General features: G+C 71.8%; 15 protein-coding genes and 2 tRNA genes. 8 read left to right on the top strand and 9 right to left on the bottom strand.

Annotation, left to right across the window (positions count from 1 at the left end):
* Positions 1-64: 64 nt before the first annotated feature.
* Positions 65-3,325, top strand: coding sequence for a tetratricopeptide repeat protein (locus FHX37_RS12120; RefSeq protein ID WP_141923992.1), 3,261 nt, complete (start codon positions 65-67; stop codon positions 3,323-3,325).
* A 48-nt stretch (positions 3,326-3,373) separates the two neighbouring features.
* Here FHX37_RS12120 and FHX37_RS12115 read toward each other — a convergent pair whose 3' ends face one another.
* The 4 genes from FHX37_RS12115 to FHX37_RS12100 form a co-directional block, all read right to left on the bottom strand.
* Complete coding sequence (locus FHX37_RS12115; RefSeq protein ID WP_141923991.1) at positions 3,374-4,831, bottom strand: hypothetical protein; 1,458 nt, start codon at positions 4,829-4,831, stop codon at positions 3,374-3,376.
* Between the two features lie 51 nt (positions 4,832-4,882).
* Positions 4,883-5,530 (bottom strand): SanA/YdcF family protein, encoded by a 648-nt coding sequence (locus FHX37_RS12110; RefSeq protein WP_246062257.1) that lies wholly within the window; start codon positions 5,528-5,530, stop codon positions 4,883-4,885.
* A 70-nt stretch (positions 5,531-5,600) separates the two neighbouring features.
* On the bottom strand, positions 5,601-6,266 hold the full coding sequence (locus tag FHX37_RS12105) for a SanA/YdcF family protein (RefSeq protein WP_141923989.1): 666 nt from the start codon (positions 6,264-6,266) through the stop codon (positions 5,601-5,603).
* Positions 6,267-6,334: 68 nt separating this feature from the next.
* A complete protein-coding gene (locus FHX37_RS12100) occupies positions 6,335-7,237 on the bottom strand; it encodes an N-acetylmuramic acid 6-phosphate etherase (protein WP_246062390.1) in 903 nt (300 codons plus the stop codon).
* A gap of 653 nt (positions 7,238-7,890) precedes the next feature.
* Between FHX37_RS12100 and FHX37_RS12095 the strand changes: the two genes are divergently transcribed.
* The 3 genes from FHX37_RS12095 to FHX37_RS12085 all read left to right on the top strand — a co-directional run bounded on the left by FHX37_RS12095 (position 7,891) and on the right by FHX37_RS12085 (position 9,517).
* Entirely contained in the window at positions 7,891-8,850 is a 960-nt protein-coding gene (locus FHX37_RS12095) for an N-acetylglucosamine kinase (protein WP_141923987.1), read from the top strand.
* 96 nt (positions 8,851-8,946) lie between these two features.
* Positions 8,947-9,150 (top strand): hypothetical protein, encoded by a 204-nt coding sequence (locus FHX37_RS12090; protein ID WP_141923986.1) that lies wholly within the window; start codon positions 8,947-8,949, stop codon positions 9,148-9,150.
* A 294-nt stretch (positions 9,151-9,444) separates the two neighbouring features.
* A tRNA-Lys gene (locus FHX37_RS12085) sits at positions 9,445-9,517 on the top strand.
* Between the two features lie 179 nt (positions 9,518-9,696).
* Here the strand turns inward: FHX37_RS12085 and FHX37_RS12080 are convergent.
* Genes FHX37_RS12080 through FHX37_RS12065 form a run of 4 tightly spaced genes read right to left on the bottom strand, consistent with a single transcriptional unit; the run spans position 9,697 to position 14,132 of the window.
* Positions 9,697-11,532 (bottom strand): acyl-CoA dehydrogenase family protein, encoded by a 1,836-nt coding sequence (locus FHX37_RS12080; RefSeq protein WP_141923985.1) that lies wholly within the window; start codon positions 11,530-11,532, stop codon positions 9,697-9,699.
* An 11-nt stretch (positions 11,533-11,543) separates the two neighbouring features.
* Positions 11,544-12,284: an AfsA-related hotdog domain-containing protein gene (locus FHX37_RS12075; protein WP_141923984.1), complete on the bottom strand. Its 741-nt coding sequence runs from the start codon at positions 12,282-12,284 to the stop codon at positions 11,544-11,546.
* Positions 12,277-13,113 (bottom strand): SDR family NAD(P)-dependent oxidoreductase, encoded by an 837-nt coding sequence (locus tag FHX37_RS12070; RefSeq protein WP_141923983.1) that lies wholly within the window; start codon positions 13,111-13,113, stop codon positions 12,277-12,279. The genes FHX37_RS12075 and FHX37_RS12070 overlap by 8 nt, the downstream gene beginning before the upstream one ends.
* Positions 13,110-14,132 (bottom strand): 3-oxoacyl-ACP synthase III family protein, encoded by a 1,023-nt coding sequence (locus FHX37_RS12065; protein WP_141923982.1) that lies wholly within the window; start codon positions 14,130-14,132, stop codon positions 13,110-13,112. The genes FHX37_RS12070 and FHX37_RS12065 overlap by 4 nt, the downstream gene beginning before the upstream one ends.
* A gap of 536 nt (positions 14,133-14,668) precedes the next feature.
* Between FHX37_RS12065 and FHX37_RS12060 the strand changes: the two genes are divergently transcribed.
* The gene (locus FHX37_RS12060) at positions 14,669-15,667 is read left to right on the top strand and encodes an LCP family protein (RefSeq protein ID WP_141923981.1); all 999 of its coding nucleotides are present in this window, start codon (positions 14,669-14,671) and stop codon (positions 15,665-15,667) included.
* 122 nt (positions 15,668-15,789) lie between these two features.
* A tRNA-Lys gene (locus FHX37_RS12055) sits at positions 15,790-15,862 on the top strand.
* 139 nt (positions 15,863-16,001) lie between these two features.
* Here FHX37_RS12055 and FHX37_RS12050 read toward each other — a convergent pair.
* Positions 16,002-16,898 (bottom strand): Kelch repeat-containing protein, encoded by an 897-nt coding sequence (locus tag FHX37_RS12050; RefSeq protein WP_170181567.1) that lies wholly within the window; start codon positions 16,896-16,898, stop codon positions 16,002-16,004.
* A gap of 779 nt (positions 16,899-17,677) precedes the next feature.
* On the opposite strand from FHX37_RS12050, the gene FHX37_RS12045 reads away from it, so the two are divergent.
* Together FHX37_RS12045 and FHX37_RS12040 are read left to right on the top strand one after the other, a co-directional pair.
* The gene (locus FHX37_RS12045) at positions 17,678-19,279 is read left to right on the top strand and encodes a pyridoxal phosphate-dependent decarboxylase family protein (protein ID WP_141923979.1); all 1,602 of its coding nucleotides are present in this window, start codon (positions 17,678-17,680) and stop codon (positions 19,277-19,279) included.
* Complete coding sequence (locus FHX37_RS12040) at positions 19,276-20,676, top strand: lysine N(6)-hydroxylase/L-ornithine N(5)-oxygenase family protein (RefSeq protein WP_141923978.1); 1,401 nt, start codon at positions 19,276-19,278, stop codon at positions 20,674-20,676. Before FHX37_RS12045 ends, FHX37_RS12040 begins: the two co-directional genes overlap by 4 nt.
* Positions 20,677-20,682: the final 6 nt, after the last annotated feature.

The following is a 20,682-nucleotide window of genomic DNA, read 5'->3' as shown; positions in this document are numbered from 1 at the left end:
CGGTTCCGGCCGCCCACCCACGGGGGAAGCGTGGGTCGGGCGGCGCCGGGAAGGTCCGGCCGCGGTGACGCCGCCGGAGCCCCGCCGCCGCGTCATCGGCTCCGTCTCGGCACTCGTGGTGGCCGCGCTGTGCGTCGCCGTGTCGGCGTGGTTGGAGATGTCGCCGGAGGTCCTGGAGGACCTGCCGCGCAGTGTCGTCTGGCTGTCCAGCGTCGCGGGCACGTTCGGCAGCGCCCTGGCGGGTGTGGCCATCGACCGGGGGTGGCGCTCCGGCCAGCGGAAAGCCACCGCGGCACAACCCGCCTACCCGCACAGTGACCTTCCGCCGTTGCAGGGCCCCAACGTCGGCTACAGCGCCGAGCGCGCCCTGCTGCGCCGCCTGTTCGCCGCGTTCCCCCGCAGCGGCTGGCGCAGGATACTCAGCCGCCCGTCCTGGATGGTGCGCGGCAAGAACCGGTACTCGGCCCTGATCATCGCGATCACCGGCCCCACAGGGACGGGAAAGACCCGGCTCTCCCTGCGGATCGCCCACGAGGTCGCCGACCGGTTCCCCGACGGTGTGCGGTGGCGGGACATGTGCGGCGACAAGGAGCACTTCGCCCCGGCCGAGCTGGAACTGGAGGGGACACACGCGGAGGAGGAGCAGGACCGCCCCCGTTCCCTGCGGTTGTGGGAGTGGATCAACGGGGGGCGCTCCCGCGCACCGGAGCAGGAGAGCATCCCTGACCAGGGGCCCCGGCTGGGCTCCAGCGCGCCCCGCACTGTGCGGAGCCTGCTCAACGACCTGCTGGCGACGTTCGACTCCACCCCCCGCGCACCGCGGCGCCGCCTCGGTGAGGCCTGGCGCGCCCTGACGGCGGGCAAACGGATCCTCCTGGTGCTGGACAACGTCGAGGATCCCGAGAAGGTGGGCGAGCTCATCCCCAACAGCCCCAAAAGCGCCGTGGTGCTGACCTGCCGCGGCGACTTCGAACACCACGGCATGGACTACACGCGCATCCCCCTGTCGGGGTTCGACGTCGCGGAGGGGGCCGAGCTGCTGGAGAGGCACGCCCCCACACGGGGCTCCTCCGCCGAGCGGTCCCGGGAGCGCGAGCTGCGCCGCGAGATCATCGAGCACTGCCACGGCCTCCCCCAGACCCTGGGGATGTGCGGGCGGTGGCTGGACCGCCCCTCCGGTCCGACCACGTCCGAACTGCTGGAGCAGCTCCGCGAGACCGAGCAGGAGAACCCGTTGCTGCGGCCCGACGAGCCGGCGGGGTTCGCCGAGTCCTTCATCGGCGTGTTCCAGGTGTGCAGCGCCCGTGACCGCCTGTTGCTGTGGCGCATGGCCACGAACGGTCTGGAGGAGTTGTCCGACTACACGGCGGCGGCGCTGCTGGACGTGCCGCGCGGCCAGGCCCAGGACAGTATCCGCGACCTGGAGCGGTTGTTCCTGCTCGAACCGCTGGGACACGCCGAGGACGGCGTCGACCGGTACCGGATGCCGCAGCTCGTTCGGGGAGCGGTGCTCGCCCAGCCCCACGAGAAGCTCGGACTGTCGGAGGTGGAGGAGGAAGCCTGGGGGAGGGAACCGACCCGCCGCGCCATGTGGCGCCTGCTGGTGACCTACACCTGGCTGGCGGAGCAGGCGGCCGAAACCCTGGGCCGCTCCGACCAGGATTTCCCCCAACCGCGCCTGGACCCGCTGCCGTCCGTGTCCGCACTGGAACTGGAAGCTCCCGAGCACCCCCGCGCGTGGCTGGCCCGGGAACGCGAGATGCTGCTGGGGTGCTGTTTCGTCGCCCAGGTGGACAACCACATCCAGATCGGGTGGCGGCTTTCCCGGGCGGTGTCGGCGATGTGCCAGGTGGTGCGCACCCACTGGGAGGAGTGGGGCCAGGCGGTGCAGACCCAGTGCGACCTGGCCGCCGCGGGCAGCGACCCCCACGCGCTCGGTATGGCCATGCTGGACAACGCGGAACTGTGCGGGAACCAGGGCCGCTACGACCGCAGCGTCCAGTTCGCCCAACGGGCGGAGTACATCTTCGAGCAGCTGGGATCCGACCCGCGCTGGCACGCGCGGGCGTGGCGCGTCCTCGGAGTCAGCCTGTACCGCCGCGGCGACCTGGACCGGGCCCGCGAGATCCTCACCCAGACCGAACGCGTCCTCGCCCAGCACGACGATCAGTGGTGGCGCGCCCGCACCCGGTGCGACATCGCCGAGGTCTACTCCTACCTCGGCCGCTACACCGTGGCCCAGGACCTGCTGGAGCGGGCCCAGGAGGATTTCCAGGACACCGGGGACCCCGACCAGCGCGACCTCGCGCGGCTGCTGCTGGCCGACGTGCTGGCGCGCCGCGGACGGCACCTGGAGTCCTGGCTCACCCTGCGGGACCTGCGGGACCGGTTCCACGAGGGAGGGAAACAGTGGTACGTGGCGCGCTGCCTGCGAGCCATGGGCACCCTGGACACCCACGAGCTGGAGGCCCAATACGAACAGTGCGACCTGGTGTTCAACACGCGCCGCGACGGGTTGCGTTACCGGCTCCGCCTCCTCGCGGGGCGTCTGGCGCACCGCGGCGGCCCCGACAGCGGCCCCCTCGCCGGTGAGCGGACCCGCGACCTCCACCAGCGGCGCGCCACCCCAGAGGAGCTCACCCGCGAGGTCCTGGGGTCCTACGCCGAGTGGGCCAAGTCCGAGTTCAACCACGAACGCGCCCCGTGGCTGCTGCGGTTCTTCGCCCTGCGCCGGGAGTGGTCGGCCGGGAGCCGCACCGCGATGCTGCGGGAGGCGATCAGCTCCCAGCAACGGATGGGCGACCAGTGGGGCGTGTACCGCGGCTACCTCACCCTGGGGCGCATACTCGCCCGGGACCGGAAGGCGCGCAGGCGCAAACTACAGGACAGCGCGGCGGCGTTCGCCACGGCCGTCGCGGGTTTCGACGAACTCGGGGACACCTGGTGGGCGGCGCGCAGCCACCGCATCGCCGCCCGGGAACTGTTCCAGGCCACGATGCGGCTCGACTCCCAGGACGGCTCCATCACCGCCTCGTCACGGGCGCGCGACTGGCTGAGGAAGGCCCGCGACCACGCCGAGCGGGCGTACGCCGCCTACCAGAACATGGACAACCACGTGGGCCAGATCCGCAGCGAGATCCTGCTGGCCCGCATCCTGTGGGTGTGGGGGGCACCGGAGGACACCGTGGTCGCCTACCTGCGTTCCGCCATCGACAGGACGGACAACACCGGGGAAGCCGAGCTCCGGGAGGAAGCGCTGGACCTGAACGAGGAACTCTTCCACAAACACCCCGGGAACGTGGCGCGGCGGTGGCCGATCAACTGACCGCCGCCACGCGCTGGTTCCCGCGCGGACAGCGCCCGAGAACAGGACCTAGGAACCTCCGCCGAAGAGGCGCGCGAACAGCCCTCCGGAACGCGCCGGACCGGCGGTGTCGGGCTGCCGGCCCTCGTCCCCGGATCCGCCGTTGTCCCCAGCGGCCCGGTCGTTCTCCTCCTCGCCGTCGGTCACGCCGGCGAACGCGCGGAACTCGGCACGGTCACCGGGCAACCCCCACGCCGCGACGGTGGCACCGACGTCGGACTCGGTCCACACCGGCTCCGGAAGCTCCGCGATCGCCCACAGCACCTCCAGCGTCTCCGTGTCCAGCTCGGCGTTCTCCTCCGGGACGGGAGTGCGCGCGGCCGTTCGCGGCCCCAGCACCATGTCCAGTGCCGCCCCCGCGGCGATGCCGCTGCCGGCGTCCTCGGAGTGCGCCAGAACGTCGGGCGCCATGTCGAGCCGGGTGCGGCGGGTACGCTCCCCGCCGCGCTCCAACGCGAGGAACCCCAGCACCTCGGGTTGGATCTCCCCGCAGTGCGGCCACGAGTCCTCGAACAGCCCGTGGTAGCCCACCCGGGTCCTGCCGCCCTCGGCGATCCGGGTGAGGCACTCGGACGGCACCCGCGAGCCGTGGATGACCGTCAGCGCGACAGCGGCGGCGAACGTGTTGTACAGGTGCCCCGAGGTCATCTGGTGGGCGAGGGCGACCGTGACCGTGGCGTCCTCCGGGCCGGCCAGCGCCCCCAGTGCGAACAGTTCCGCCGACAGCGGCTCGCTCTCCTCCGCACGCGGTGACTGCTGCTGGTTCCGGGACGGCGGCTGCAGCAGCGAGGAGGCCGCGGTGATCGCCGTGACACTCCGCTGGGCGGTCTCGGCGTCGGGAAGGAACGCCAGCAGGTAGCACACCCACTCCGCCGGCGGGACCGACCCCGCGATCCGCCGGCGGTTCCCCCGGCCGGTGAGCAGCGCGACGAGTTCCGGAACGCGCTTCCGGACCGCGTCGTAGGTGGCGAGCTCGGCCTCCAGCAGCGTGACGCCGTTCGGGCGGCTCACCGCGTCCAGTCGGGAACTCATCCTGCGGTACTGCTGTTCGTCGCCGGCCTCGTCCCGCCACGTGCGGTACTGCCCCCGCACGGTCTCCACGTCGGTGGAGCCCGCCCAGGCGACGTCCGCGCGCCACTGTTCCAGGTCGAGGCGGCGGGGGAAATGGTCCGCGGCAGTGGGCGCGACCAGCTCCAGCAGCAGACTGAGCGCCTGCCCCGGGTCGGCGGTCTCCGGATCGCAGGCGATGTCCACCAGGAAACCGCTCGCGGTCGGCGCGGCCGGATAGCCCGCACCGGGGAAACGGAGAATGTCGTACAGGGTGGCGACACTCCGCGCCGGATCGTCACCGCCCCGCACGCCGCGCAGCAGCTCGGGGATCTCGGAGCCGCGTTCGGGCGCCAGCGCGCCCCAGTCGATGTCGTCCACGCCCTGCAACGGGCCGGCGGTACCTGTCGTCGCGTCCATGGTTCCCATTCTTCACTTCATCCGGGGGCGGTCGCCAAAACCCGGTCCTCGTCAACGCTCCTCCTCCGCCGGGGCCGAGCCGCGTCGGCCGGCGAGCAGCTGACGCAACTCCTCCACGGGCGGGCCCGCACGGTCCACACCCCGCTTCGTCGCGACGTCGACCACCGCACCGGGAGCGGTGCCGACCTCCCGGAGGTAGCCGTGCGCCGTCACCCGCGGCCGCACCCCGAAACTGGGGTCGCCCACCCCGACGGTGTCGATCCCGGCCGCCCGGCACAGCACCACCGCCCGACGCAGGTGGAAGTACTGGGTGACCACGAGGGCTTGCTCCACCCCGTACACGTGGCGCGCCCGCAGGCACGTGTCCCACGTGCGGTAGCCGTGCGGGTCCGCCACCACGACCGCGGGGGGAACGCCGCGGTCGGCGAGGTAGCGCGCCATGGTGTCCGTCTCGTGGCGCGAACAGGACCGGTTGTCCCCCGACACCAGCACCACCGCCACCCGGCCGCGGTGGTACAGGCGCGCGGCGATGTCCAACCGCCGCCGCAGCAGCACCGACGGGCCGTCCGGCCCCACGCCGGCCCCCAGCACGATCGCCACCGGGCGCCGCGGCGCGTCGTCCTCCGCGCTCACCCGCCGGGCGCTCGCGGCGCGCAGCCACACCGACGGTGCCACCACCGCCAGAACCACCGTCCACACACCCTCTCCCGGCTCGGGGTCACGAGCGGCCGGCCGCCCTGCCGGGATGCGAACGCGGCGGGGCGGCGTCCTACGGAGCGGACTCCAGCGCGTCCTCCACGCCATCCTCCTCGGGGCCGGGGAACGTCGGCTCGGGCTGGAGGAGGACACTGGCGGTGGCTTTGACAGCGGCGGGAATCTCCCGTGCGTAACCGTACACCGTCGTGGGCAGGCGGCGTTGCCCGCTCGGGTCGCCCACCCCGACGGTGTCGATCCCGGCGGTCCGGCACAACCGCACCGCACGCGGCAGGTGGAACCGTTGCGTCACCACGGTCGCGCTGTCCACCCCGAAAACGTCCCGGGCCCGCGCGCACGACTCCCACGTGCTGAAGCCCGCGTGGTCCGCGACCACACGGTCCCCGGGGACACCCGCCCGGACGAGGTAGTCGCGCATCGCGCCGGTCTCGTCGTAGGACTCCGCGCTGTTGTCCCCACTGACCAGCACCACCCGGGTTTTGCCCGCGGCGTGCAGCTCGGCGGCGATGTCCAACCGTGCCGCGAGGAACCGGGAAGGGGTCCCGTCCTCCTCCAGCCCCGCCCCCAGCACGAGGGTGACCGGGCGGTGCGGAACATCGTCCGCGGAGTAGCGCTGTCCCGCCGTGGACACCGACATCCACACGGCGGGAACCGGGAGGAGGACCACCAACCCGGCCACCACCGCCAACCACAACCGCCGCTTTCGCCACACTCCTCGCATACCCGTGGGAGACGCGCCGCGCCCGCCACGCGTTCCCTCCGGGCGGAGAAACGACACTCCGCGACCGTTCAGGAGCCGGCGTTCGCGCCGGTGCGCCGCAGCGCCTCCCGGACCCGGCCGTCCGCGGCCTCCGTCGCGGAGCGGGCGGTGTCGGCGTCCACGCCCGACAGCAGCACCACCAGCGCCACCCGGGTGTCACCACCGGACCGGTCCAGCGCGTCGGCGCACTCCTCCTCGGACATGCCGGTGGCTTCCACGAGGATGGTGACCATGCGGCCGCGGAGTTTGGCGTTGGTCGCGTTCACGCCGACCATGAGGTTCGAGTAGGTGCGCCCCACCCGCACCATCACGCCGGTGGAGAACGCGTTCAGCACGAGTTTCTGCGCGGTTCCCGCCTTCATCCTGGTCGAGCCGGCTATGGCCTCGGCGCCCGTGTCCACGCCGATGTGCACGTCCACCTCGGGCGCCAGCTCCGCCCGGGGGTTCGCGCTCACCAGCACCAGCCGGGCCCCTGCCTCGCCGGCGCGGCGCAACGCCCCGGCCACGTACGGGGTGCGGCCGCTCGCGGTGAGTCCCAGCACCGTGTCGCCCGCCGCGACCTCGGCGGCGTCGGCCCGTCCGAGCTCGGGGTCGTCCTCCGCTCCCTCCAGGGCGTTGCCCAACGCGGCGTCCCCGCCGGCGTGGTGGGCCCGTACCCGGTCGGAGGGGATACCGAAGGTGGGCGCGAGCTCCACGGCGTCCAGACTGGCGATCCGCCCGGAGGTGCCCGCCCCGAAGTAGTGGATGGTGCCGTGGGCGTGCCACGTCTCCACCGCCGTGTCGACAGCCCGCGCTATCTCCGGAAGCACGGTCTGGACGGCGCCCGGGACCGTCGCGTCCTCGGCGTTGATCTCGCGCAGCATGTCGAGGGTGGACAACCGGTCGATGTCGTGGGTTCCGGTGTTGCGCAGCTCCGTGGGGGAGCGCACCATCGCGCGTTCGTTGGACCCCACGCTGCTGCCGCCCGGGGCTGTGGTGTCGTGTTTCGGCCGCATGCGGCTCCTTCCTGGCGTGCGGCGTACCGCTGGAGCGCCGTGTCGCGTCCGTGCTCGTCTCGGCCGCGTCCTGCCCGCCGTGGCCCGTCCCGGGCAGCGGTGGCCGGGTGAAAGCGTAACCCGGTCCCAGTACCACTGCGAAGGGTACGAGAGGCACTCGGTGCGTGGGTGGAGGTGGCGTGGTGCGCCGCCGCGCGGGAGCGCCGAAAGAAAAGTGAAAGACGGGGAGACTCGGCCCGTGCGGGATGGCCGTCCTCCAACCCGCAGGGCCGTGTTCCCGTTCAGGGCGCGTAGCCCGCTCTGCTTGGGACGCAACCGTGGCCGCGGGGAAGTTCCGGCCGGTGACGCCCACGGTTCCCATCCTGCAGGGTCCGGGTTTCACTACGCTGGTGATTCGCTTTCACCACGGTGGCTGGTACCGGCGCGGGCGCCGGTTCACGGTGTTCCCCGCCGCCGTCGCGGCGGGCGTGACCCCGGGACCTGTCGCCGCTGTGCTGCTGTGCGCTGCGGTTTCACACCGCTGTCGCGAGGATGGTGGAATCCGGCGGGCGCGGCACCCGAAAGCGGTGGCGGAACCGTAGGCTTTTGCCATGACCGAACAAGTCGCAATTGGTGTGGACGCGGGCGGAACATCGACGCGGTGCGCCGTCGCCGCGCTGGACGGCCGGGTACTGGCCACCGGCCGGGCGGGGGGAGCCAACCAGTTCTCCAGCTCCGACCCGTCGGAAGCGTTCGAGACAGCGCTGCGTTCGGCGCTGGAGGCCTCGGGTGACGTCGCGGTCCGGGGCGGGGTTTTCGGGGTCGCCGGAGCCTCGGCCGCGGGGCACGAGACGGCGCTGCGGACCGTGTCCCAGGCGTGGCGGGCACTGGAACTGCCCGGGCAGCCGTACGTGACCGACGACGTCGCCACGGCGTTCGCTTCCGGAAGCACCGCCGCGGAGGGAACCGTGCTCGGCTCGGGGACCGGCGCCTTCGCCGCCTACGTCCGTGGTGGCGAGGTCGTGCACCGGTGCGACGGCTACGGGTGGCTCCTGGGGGACGAGGGTTCGGCCGTGTGGATCGCGTTGGCGGCGCTGCGTTCGGTGCTGGCCGACATCGACGGGCGCGGCCGGTCCACGCGGCTGCGGGACCGGGTCGCCGCGACGCTGGGCATCGTCCCCGGCGACGCGCAGGAGATCATCCGCGCCGTGCACCAGCGTCCGCCCGCCGAGTTGGGTGTGTTGGCGCCCGAGGTCGCGTGCGCGGCCGCTGGCGGTGACAGTGTCGCTTCCGATATCGTCACTGACGCCGCCGGGCGGCTGCTGACCAACATCGCGGCGGTGGCCCCCGAGCCGATGGGAGCCTCCCCTGTGGTGTGCGCTGGTTCGCTCCTGGCCTCGGGCCCGGTCGCCGACCAGGTGCACGCCGGGCTGTGGGAACGCCACGGGGTGGTGCCGAGGACAGCGTCCGAGGGTGTTCTGGGAGCGGCCGGGATGGCGCTGCGCGCCGCCGGGGCCTCACCGGAGGCGCACACGGCCCTGCTGGAGTCCACGGAACGGGTACCGGACTGAACCGGGCCGCCAGGGGCGACAACACCGCACGTGTTTCCTACGCTTGTTCCCTTCGGAAAATCGACACGGCACGACGTGAATAGCGAGAGTCCTCCCATGTCAGACAACACGGACAACAACGAGAACCAGAGCGACCCGGCGGGATCGACGACGATGTTCCACCGGTTCGTGTCGGAGAACAACGAACCCGAGCAGGACCAGCGGGAACCGAGGCGTCCCCTCACCCCCATCGTTGTCACGGTGGTGGGGGTCATCGCCGCGATCGCGGTCGTCGCCAGTGTCGTCGCGATGTGGGGGTAGGGCCTGGCCGGCGGACGCGTGCGCGTCGCTGCGGCACCGCGCCGGCGGTGTTCCCGTCCTCCTCGGCCGAGGATCCGCTCTGCCCTGATCCTCGGCCCGCCGGTACCGCTCCGGGGCGCCCCTCGTGACGAACAGTCCCCACCAGCCACCCAGAGCACTCCGGTCCGCTCCGCCCGCCCGACTGTGTCGGGCAGGCGGCCTCCGTTCGGTTCGCGAGCGGCTGTCCGGGATGCTAAGGTTAACCGCGTCGGTTCGGGCGGCAACGGCCAGCCCGCCGCAGGAACCGCACGGTTCGCGCCATTAGCTCAAGCGGCAGAGCAACTGACTCTTAATCAGTGGGTTCGGGGTTCGAGTCCCTGGTGGCGCACTCTTCTCTCTGGTGACCCGCCTCGTGACCGAGGACCCCCCGCGGTGCCCCGGTCGGGTGGCCGCTGTGGTCAGCGGCTTCCCGCTTGTGCCGTACGAGAGCACCGCTTCACCGTTTCCCCGGACGTGGGCGGCAGCGCGCCTGCCGCGTAGCAGCGGCCCGATCCTTCCGCGGGATGCCTACGTCCTCGCGTGTTTGAGCAGGTACGGGTAATCGGGGTCGGCGATCGGCACGCTGAGCTGGTCGAACGGCACTCCCAGCCCCTCGGCCAGGACGGGGCCGTCGAAGCTCCGCAGCACCGTGGAGCGTAACCGCGGCAGGGCGAGGTACTCCTCGGCGGTGATACGGCCGTGGGCGAGATGCGTGGCCGCTCGTTGCCCGACGGCGTCGAGTTCCCACAGCTCGTAGGCGGAACGCAGGGCCCGCGACGCCCTCGGGTCGGATACCGACCCCACCGCCTCCCCGAAGGCCTGGAACTCCAACCGTCGCGCGTGCGCGGAGGCGAGTTCGAGGAGCAGCCACAGATGGTCGTTCCACTCCTCCAGGGCGTCGGGAGCGGTTCCCGTACCGACGGCGGCGGACGCCTGTTCGTGCAACCACCGCTCGTCCGCGCGCAGGAGGTAGGAGCACATGCGGGGATCGGTCAGGGAACGGTACGGCGGTGACGGCCGTTCCGCCCGGGGCGGCTGGTAGCCCGTGCCCGCGGCGAGAGCGCGGCCGACATCCAACAGGATGAGCCGGTTGTCCCCGCCCGCGCTGTTGTAGATCTGTGCCAGCGCCTCGTAGGACGGTATCCGGTTGGTGGTGAGAACGCCCTGCGCCCCGCACCGCCGCCGCGCCTCGGCGCAGACGCGCTCGGCGGTGGTGGTGGCCGACACCTTGGCCAGCGAGAGTTCCCTGTTCACCGCTGTCCAGGGAGCCCACGTCGCCGCCCCGGCGGCATCGTCGCCCTCGGGGGCGGTGGTCCGGCCCTCGGCCCACCTCCGCAGGGCGCTGTCGACCAGGAAGGTCGTCGCGTATGCCGAGGAGATCGCACCGAAGAGGGAGTCCTGCTGGACGCGGTAGTCGATGACCGGGACGTGTTCGGCCACCGTGCTCTCGGTGCGGCGGTGCCGAGCGTAACGGTGGGCGATGGCGGCCGTGGCCCGGGTGGCGGCGGCGAGTGCGGCGGCGCCCGCCGCCGAGGCGCTGGAGGACACGGTCAGGGACCTGACGAGCCGCTGCTGCGCGTGCTCCTCGGGTTCCCGGAACTCGCCGCGCGGGGTGATCTCGGCGGTGTCCCGCAGCCAGCGCCCGAACGGTACGGGGGCGTTGTCGAAGGACACCAGGGAGTAGTCCAGAGGCGTGACACTGGTGTCGGGCAGCCGGTCCACCCCGATCCCCGGGCGGGGGCCGTGCTCGTCCCGGATGTCCACCAGGTAGGGGAAGACCCCGCGGTCCCGTCCGCCGGCGAACAGCCGGGCGTAGACGACACCGGTCTTGGGCACCCCGGGAAGGCCCACCGGAGGCATGAACTTGGCGTCCTCCGGTGCGGGGGTGGTGATCCGGAACCCGGGAAGCTCGGGGTCGTACTCGGCGCGGGTACGTACCGAGATGTGGCTGTTGCCGCGCCCCACCTCGGTGATGAGGACACCCCCGACCGTCGCGAGGGTGTCGAGACGGTCGACCGCGGCGGTGAGTTCCTCGTTGCCGTCCCCGAGCCGGACGGCCGCGTTGAGACAGACCGCGTAGTGCACCATCGCCCTCAGGAAGAGGGACGGGTCGATCATCGCCGCGTGTTCCAGTACGGCGAGCATCCACTCCGGGGAGCGCAGTACGGAGCGCCCACCGCCCAGACGCTGGTTCAGCACCCGCATGCGTTCGTGGGTGAGGTGGTAGTGCTCGTCGGGCGAGACGCTGGACCGGGCGGAGAAGACCTCGTGGTCGAACAGGGAGGCCGCGGTGGGCTCCGGTACCGGGAGCCCGTGCGCGGCGGCCTCCAGCCGGGTGCGGATGTCGCGAGCGGGATCCGCCATCGTGTTCCTCCTCAGCGCGGCGCGGTGCCGCCGCTCGGTGGGCCGCTGATCGCCTTCCGGGACTGGTGCTGCTCCACCTCGTGGATCCGGGGCGGATCGAAGGCGTTGAAGTGGAACCGCCCCCGGGCGGCGGACCGCCCCCGCTGGCGGTACTCGACGTCGGCGCGCAGCGGCCGTTTCGCGGAGTCGGCCGTGCCCGTCGGGGTGAGGGTGACGCTCAGGTGCACCGGTAGCCAGAAGAGGAAGCGGTCGAACTCGAACTCGCAGCCGTGCATGACCGGGTAGACGGGGAGCCTGCCGTCGGGCGCGGGGTGCAACTGCCTCGTCGCCCACGTCGTGCACTGGATGCCCGCCTCGATGAGCAGCATCCCCGGCAGGTGCTGACGCTGGGCGGTGTGGTCGCGCATGAGCTCGTTGCCGTCAGCGACGGCCAGGGCGCACTCGACGGTGTCGTCCGTGGTTTCGGGGCCGGCGATGACGACGTTCTCCTGGGAGTTCTTGAGCACCTCGGCGCGTGCGACCGGCACGGGTGGGGAGCTCGCCAGCGTGACCGGCTCCGTGGGGGCCAGCCGCGCGATCGTCTCGGCGAGGTGGTTCCAGTCCCTCGGGCCGACGCCGAGGGCGGGGGCGAGGCGCACCCCGCGCACCTCGCCCGTGTGCAGCCCGTGCAGGACCTCGCTGTAGGGGCGTATCTCCGGGTGTGAGCGCGGGGTGGGGAGGAGGTCCCCCGCCACCCAGAGCGAGTCACGCATGGTGGTTTCCCTCCTCGGCTCCGGAGCCAGGCATGGCGGGGAAGGCGGTCAGCCCTCCGTCCGGCGTCAGATGCTGACCGGTGACGAACGACGCGGCGGGGGAGGAGAGGAAGACGGCCGGCCCCACCACGTCCTCGGGGGTGCCCCAGCGCCGCATGGGAACGTTGGTCAGGGCTGCCTGGGAGGTCGCGCTCTCGCCGTGTATCGGTTCCGTCAGCTGGGTGCGGACCCAGCCGGGGCACAGGGCGTTGACCCGGATACCGTCGGGTGCCCAGGCCACGGCGAGGGAGCGGACGTAGGAGAGGAGCCCGTTCTTCACCGCTCCGTACGACTCCATACCGGGAACAGCCACGAGGGCGGCCACCGAGGACACCAGGAGCACGCTGGCGCGTTCCGAGGACCGCAGTGCGGGGTGGGCGGCCCGGCACAGGCGCACCGCGGCCATGAGGTTGATGTCGATCACCTCCTGCCAGTCCTGGTCGGAGGTCTCGGTCAGCGGGCGCAGTATCATGCGGCCCTCCGCGTCGGTCTGGGGACCGCCGGCGTTGTGCACGAGCAGGTCCAGCCCGCCCAGCGAGGAGACGGCCTCCTCCACGACGTCCCGCGCGCTGTCGGACTGCCGCAGGTCGGCGGGGATCACGGCGGCCTCGCCTCCGAGTTCGGAAACCCGCGTGCTCACCTCCGTGAGAGCCTGCTCGTTGCGGGCGGTCAGACCCACGTGGGCACCGGCCTGGGCCAGAGCCAGCGCGGTGGCCCGTCCGATCCCCTGTGAGGCTCCGGTCACCAGTGCCCGGTATCCGGAGAGGCGGAACGTGTCCAGGACATTCATGCGGGATCTCCTTCCCGTGCGGTGTGTGGAGCGGTTCCTGACCAGGTCAGAAGTCCGCTTCCCCAGGTCATGCCTGCTCCGAAGGCCAACAACAGGACGCGGTCCCCGCGACGCAGGCGCCCCGTGCCGGCCGCGCGGGCCAGACCGAACGGCACCGATCCGGCCCCGATGTTGCCGACCTCGTCACCGGTGAGCACGAGCTGACGCGAGCTGATGCCCAGACGCGTCGCGACCTCCTGCAGCAGGCGGGGGTTGGGTTGGTGGGGAACCACGAGGTCGATGTCCGACAACGCGATCCGGTGCTCCTCCAGGCACTCCCGCACCATCCGCGGGAATATCTCCGCGGTGAACTCGCTGATCCTCCTGCCGTCCATGCGGATCGTGTGCTCGGCCGAGGCGACCGTTTCCCGGGAGGCGGGGCGTCGGCTCCCTCCGGCGAACACGCCGACGAGGTCGGCCCCCGTGCCGTCGGCTCCCAGCCGGAACGGTTCGAGACCGGTTTCCTCGTCTCCCGCCTGCAGCACCACCGCTCCGGCTCCATCGGCGAACAGGACCGCGGTTCCCCGGTCCCGGGGGTCGAGGAACCGCGAGTACACCTCGGCGCCCACCACCAGGACGGGGCGGTGCTCCTCCCGGGACGTGATCCAGGAACGCGCCACTTCGAGCGAGTACAGGAACCCGCTGCACGCCGCTCCGACGTCCATGGCCGCGGCGTTGAGCGCCCGGAGCCGCTCCTGGACCCGGCAGGCGACCGAGGGGCCGAGCTCGTCGGGTAGGGAGGTGGCGCTGACGATCAGCCCCAGCTCCTCGGGGGAGACCCCCGCGGTCGCCAGCGCGTTGCGACTCGCCTGCGCGCCGAGGTCGGAGGTCGCCTGTTCCGGGTGCGCCCACCGGCGGCACCTCACCCCGGTCCGTTTCTCTATCCAGTCCGCCGAAACCCCTGTTTCCGCGGCTATCCGTTCATTGGTTACCTCGTCGGCGGGAATATAGCTTCCCACACCCGTGACATGTGCTTTCATTCTCCTACCGTGCGGGGCCTGTCGCAAGGCCGCCGCGAACTTTCGCGTTGTCCTTTCCCGAAAAGAGTATAGGAAACATCTTGTTCCACATGATTGCAAAGGGGTTCGTGTATTTTCTGTTCTCGAATTTGTTTTCGTTTTTCCTGGTTTTTGGGTGGTCGGTGGCTGCGGGGTTTCCGTGTCCTGAGGGGTTGCGCGTGTTTCGCCGGGAAAAGGGGAGAAGTTTTCGGTTTCCCGGGAGGCATGGATCTCGTGTTCCCCTTTTTTCTGGGAATTCACATGCACGGTGGTCCGCCGGTGTTCTTCACTCCGGGAAACGGGTTCTACGCCGGTTCGGGGCAGCACGGGCGCGTCCGGGGTCCGCACGGGGCACCCGTTCTTCTCCCCCCCTTTACTCGGAACCGCGAGCCCCACCCCGTCGGCGGTACCGGCGCAGGCGGGGTGCGCGGCTTTGGTTCCTCCGCCGAGGAACGTGCAACAGCGCGAGCAGCGGGAAGGTATCCCCCAACGGAGAAGCGACCGACCGGGATCCGGAGATGGGGAAACCGCGGCACCGTCGCCGCCGCGCGGTCACGGCGGCGTTGAGCGCGGTCGTTCTGCTGGTGGTCGCGATAGCCGCCGCCGGGCTGTGGCGGCTGAGCGTCCACGAGCGCAACATCGAGCGCGTGGAGGGCGCGGCGCCGACCGAGAGCGGCCGTCCGAGCGGCGATCCGGGGACGAACTGGCTGCTCGTGGGATCCGACCTGCGCGGCGGCCCCGTGGAGGGGAAGTGGCGCTCCGGTGAGGCCCACGCCGACGCCGTCATGCTGCTGCACCTGCCGACGGACGCGGAGAGCGCCGTCGTCGTGTCCATACCCCGGGACGCCTGGGTGACGGTGCCCGGCCGAGGGAAGGACGAGGTCAGCACGGCCTTCCGTGAGGGCGGTCCCGCGCTGCTCACCCGCACGGTGGAGGAACTGGCCGACGTGCGGGTGGACCACTTCGCGGTGGTGGACTTCCACGGGTTCGAGGCGATGGTCGACGCGCTCGGCGGTGTCGACGTCCACGTCAAGGAGGACGTGGACGACCCCAGTAACGCGTGGTCGTGGTCGGCGGGCCACCACCGGATGGACGGTGAGGAGGCGTTGCGGTTCGTCCGCGAACGCAAGGGGTTACCGGAGGGTACCGCCGACCGGGCGAAACGCCAACAGGCCCTCCTGAAGGCCATGGGTGAGGAGGCGGTCGACGCCGGGATCGTGCGCGACCCGGTGAAGCTGGACGCGTTCCTGGGTGCGGCGAGCGGGTCGCTGGCCGTCGACGAGGAAGCCGGCGCGGGAACCTTGCGCGCGCTCGCGGTGCGGCTGGCCCGGATCGGACCGGAGGGGCTCACGTTCACGAGCCTGCCCGTGGCCGCCACCGACTGGGTGGAGGGAAGGAACATCGCGCGGTTGGACCGGGAGGTCGCGGACGGGCTGTTCACGGCGCTGCGCGAGGACCGCGCCGTGGAGCACGTCGCCGAGCGCGGTCTCGGCAACGAGGTCGACCGGGTGCGGTGACGGCCGTGCGGCGGTCCGCGGACCGCCCGGTGTGAGCCGCGTTGCACCCGCGGAGTGCACCGACCACCCGTCTGATCCGGTAGGATGACACGTGTCGCCGCCGCGGGAAACGCGGGCGACGGGCGCCATTAGCTCAAGCGGCAGAGCAACTGACTCTTAATCAGTGGGTTTGGGGTTCGAGTCCCTGATGGCGCACCTGATGAAGGCCCTGAGCGGGGATTTCCCGTTCAGGGCCTTTTTCGTGCGGTGGCTGGATGCGGGTACCCGGACGGTGCTGATTCCCTGGTTCACCGTTTTCCGAGCGGCGCGCGTTCCCCCTCCGGGACACCACCATTCATTCGGCCCCGGTCGTGGGGACTCTCAATCCGGTGGGCGGGTGGGTCACGGTGGTGTCGGCCGTGCAGGTGGGCCCGGACCATGTCAGGAGCTCGTCCCCGGCGAGGACGGTGTAGCGGCTCGACAGGCACGGGCCACCTTCGCTCCCGACGTGGAGGGGAGCCGCGCTGCGTCCGTCGGCAGCGTGTATTCCCAGGGAGGCGTTGTTGAGGGAGAGGAGCCGGCCGGCTTCCCATCGGGCGAAAGCGGGCCCGGAGTCGTGAACGCCGGTTCCGCTGGCCGGGACCAGGTAGCCGGAGGTATCGGTCCGTTCCCGCAGCCACTCGCCCTCGTCCCACCGGTAGAGGTCGGTGGTGGCGTTCTCGGCGGCGTTGCCGGTGTCGGTGCTGGCGGCCAGGAGCCACAGGTCGTCGGTACCGCGGGTGGCGAGCGCGAGGTTGGTCCGGGAGCTTGGGTCGATACCGCGCGCGGACAACCGTTCCGCGGTGCCGTCCCTGGCGTCGACCAGCGCGACGCGGACGCCGTCGCCGTCCGTTCCCACGAGGGCCGCCCGTCCTGAGGAGAACGGTGCGCCATCGACGACGTCGAACCCCGGTTCCACGCGTGCCCACTCGTCGCTCCGGGGATCGTAGACCAGTACCAGTTCCTCCGACACGGAGACCATACGCTTCCCGGACATGAAAGTGTCGGCAGAGCCGGCCGAGACGGGAGCCTCGGCGATGGTGCGCCAGGTGTCGGTCCCGGGGTCGTAGGCCGCACCGTCCTTGACGGTGGTGTCGGCCTGGCCTCCCCACACGATCATCTCGGACCCCGTCCATACGACGGAGTGGTTGTAGCGGCCGTGCAGGGGAGAGCCGTCGATGACGGCGGCAGTGGTGTCGATCGGCTCGGGCATATGGGCACACGAGGTCGCGTACAGGGCCGCCACCGCGAGGAGGAGTGAGAGAACGGCTCTGGGCATCGCTGGTCTTTCTGCGGAGGCAGGGGCCAGTGTCTCCGGGGTCCTGCCGGTTCCGCGGATCCGGCTTTGTGGGTTCACCAGGGAATCCGGCCGTTGTCCGTCCACACGGTGGTGTCGATCTGGGGCACACCCCGCAGGCCACGGTGACGTACCTCGGCCCAAGCGTAGTCGGGCGTTCTCGGAACTACCGAGCTGCCAGCGGCTTCGAGGAGCGGCGCGTGATCGAGGGTTCTCTGGCGGGAGGCCGTTCCGTCGGATATCCGGACCGGTTCCCCTGTGAACGGAGGTCCGGAAGGCCTTCTCTTCCGCATCCGCCTCGGCGTCCTACTCGCCCTCGTGAACCACCTCGGGCGGGTGCGGCGATCCCGTGGTCGCGCGAACCGGTCGTTGCGACGCTGTGGTCGGGGCGGGAGCGCTGGGGCGGTTATCGGTGCCGGTTCCGGTGTCCGCCGTGCCGGGGCGGTGCGGAACGTCTCAGTACGGCTCGTAGCGACTGGCCGTACCCGGTCTACCTGTGACGGGAGTCCGTCGCGGAGGCGCGGCACTCCACCGGTGGCACGACCGCGCTGGACGTGAGGTGCGGAACGGCTCGGAAAACGGGTGCCTCGCGGGTGACGTGTGTCATACTCCATGCACTCAAAAATAGGTTAGGCTCACTTTAGACAGGTAAGGCTTCGCTAAGTAGCGATCTCCCCGAGACTGGAGTTCCCCGCATGCCGGCTCGCTGCAACCCCCGGCCCCCGACCCGTGTCGGAGCCGAGGAACAGCCCCCGACCCACCCGGTCCCCACGGGGGACCCGGAGGACGCGCCTCCGCCCGCCGCCCACAGTGACCCGGCGGGCAGCGCCCCGGTCCCGGCTGCCGACGACGCCGCCCTCGCCGGCGGCAGCACCGGACCGGACCACCTGCGGCCGCTGCTGGACGTCTCCCTGCGGGCGCTGGCGGACGGAGCCGCCCACCGGAACGGCCCCATCCCCGCGGGAGACCCGAGCGAACTCGCCGACGGTGTGCGCGCCGCCACCGGTGACCTCCTCCCGGACACCGGAACCGGGGCGACCGCTGCTCTGGAGCAGCTGACCCGCATCCTCGCCAGCGGCTCCGCCGACCCCGGCGACCCCTCCTGCGCCGCCCACCTGCACTGCCCCCCGCTGGCGGTCGCGGTCGCGGCAGAAACGGCCGCCGCGGCACTCAACCCCTCCCTGGACTCCTGGGACCAGGCACCCGCCGCCACCACAATGGAAACCCAGCTGCTCGGCGTGCTCGCCGGGCTGGTCGGCTACCACCCGGCCTCCGCCTCCGGTGTGCTGACCTCCGGCGGAACCGAGTCCAACCTGATGGGGATGCTGCTCGCACGCGACGCAGCCCTGCGCAACGCCCCAGGGGCGGTGGAGCCGGCGCGCGACGGGATCACCGCGGCTCCCCGCCTGCGCGTCCTCTGCTCACAGGAAGCCCATTTCTCGGTACAGCGCAACGCCGCGTTCCTCGGTCTGGGCGAGTCAGCCGTCATCCCCGTTCCGGTGGACCAGCACCACCGCATGGACCCCGCCGCCCTGGAACAGGCACTCACCCGCTGCCGCGGCATCCCCGCCGCGGTGATCGCCACCGCCGGAACCACGGACGCCGGGGCCATCGACCCGTTGGCGCGTATCGCCAAGGTGGCGCGCCGCCACCGGGCCTGGCTGCACGTGGACGCGGCCTACGGCGGCGGCGCCCTGTTCTCCCAGCGGCTCGCGTCACTGCTGGACGGCCTCGCCGCCAGCGACTCCGTCGCGCTCGACCTGCACAAACTGGGGTGGCAACCCGTCGCCTCCGGCGTGTTCCTCACCCGCCAGGCACAGTCGCTGGACCCGCTGGCCCGGCGCGTGGCCTACCTGAACCCGGCCGACGACGAGGAGGCCGGCTACCCGAGCCTGCTGGGCAACTCGATGCGCACCACCCGCCGTGCCGACGTGTTCAAGATCGCGGTGACCATGCGCGCCCTCGGCCGGGACGGCATGGGGCGCCTCACCGACACCTGCCACGACCTCGCCCGCCACGCCGCGCGCCGTATCACCGCCGACCCGGCGCTGCAGCTCGCCGCGGACCCGGTGCTGACCACCGTGGTGTTCCGCTACACGGACACGCGGGACCCCGACCGGGTGAACGCGGCCCTGCGGCGCCGTCTCCTGCGGGCCGGCAGCGCCGTGGTCGGACGCACCGAGCTCGACGGCGCGGTGTGGCTCAAACTCACCCTGCTCAACCCCCAGGCGCGCCAGAACGACGTCGACGCCCTGCTGGCCGCCGTCGTGGCCGCCGGCGCCGAGGAGGACCAGTGACCACCACCCCCCGCACCGGGCACACCCTCCGGGACGGAAAGCCCACCGCACCCGAGGCGGCGGACACCGGCACCTACGACGTGGTGGGGGTCGGTGTCGGCCCGTTCAACCTGGCCCTGGCCGCCCTCACCGACGAGGTCCCCGACGCGCGCGCCCTGTTCCTGGAGCAGAGCGACCGGTTCCACTGGCACCCGGGGATGCTGATGGAGGGCACCACCCTGCAGGTCCCCTTCCTCGCCGACCTGGTCACGATGGTGGACCCCACGAACCCGTGGTCGTTCCTGAACTACCTGCGCGCCCACGACCGCATGTTCCCGTTCTTCTTCTCCGAACGGTTCCACGTGCCCCGGCGGGAGTACGACGACTACTGCCGGTGGGTCGCCGAGTCCCTGCCGTCCTGCGTGTTCGGCGCCCGGGTGGCGCGCCTGGAGCACGACGCCGCGACGGACACGTTCACCGTCGAGTACGTGTCGGGCGCGGCGCGGCACCGGGTGCGGGCCCGCAACGTCGTGCTCGGGGTGGGCACCGCCCCCGCCGTTCCGGAACCGTTCCGGGAGCTGGTCGGCGCCGACGTGTTCCACTCCGGTTCCTACCTGGACCACCGCGGCCACCTGGACGGCGCGCGTGACATCACCGTCGTCGGCTCCGGCCAGTCCGGCGCCGAGATCTTCCTCGACCTGGCGCGGGCGCAGCGGGACAACGGGTGGCGGCTGCGGTGGCTCGCCCGCACACCCGCGTTCGCGCCCATGGAGTACTCCAAGCTCGGCCTGGAGCACTTCACCCCCGACTACACCGACTACTTCCGCGGCCTGCCGCGGCACCAGCGGGAGCGGCTGCTGCCCCAGCAGTGGCAGTTGTACAAGGGCATCAGCGAGGAGACCATCGGCGAGATCTACGACGTCCTCTACGAGCGCGGCGTCGGAGGGGACCCGCCGGACGTCACCCTCGCCCCCAGCACCGAGGTGACCGCCGCCCGCGAGCACGCGGGAGGCTACGAGCTGACCTGCCGCCAGACCGAGCAGGAACGCGCGTTCACCCTGCACACCGACCGGGTGGTGCTGGCGACCGGATACACCCCCCGCAGCCCCGACTTCCTGGAACCCGTGCACGACTTGGTCGCCTGGGACGAGCACGGGCGCTACCGGGTCGGCGGCGACTACCGGGTCGAGCTGGACGCCGCCACGAGCGCGGGCCTGTACGTGCAGAACGCCGAGATGCACACCCACGGGGTGGGCGCCCCCGACCTGACGCTGGGGGCGTGGCGCGCCGCCACCATCCTCAACTCCGTCTGCGGGCGCAAGGTCCACGCCCTGCCCAGCCGCACCGCGTTCACCACCTTCGGCGTGCCCGCCGACGCCACCCCCGTGACCGACACGGAACACGACCACAGCCACTGACCCCGA

It is taken from the genome of Haloactinospora alba (assembly GCF_006717075.1).
Lineage (GTDB): Bacteria > Actinomycetota > Actinomycetes > Streptosporangiales > Streptosporangiaceae > Haloactinospora > Haloactinospora alba.
This window is presented reverse-complemented; position numbering and strand designations above follow the sequence as displayed.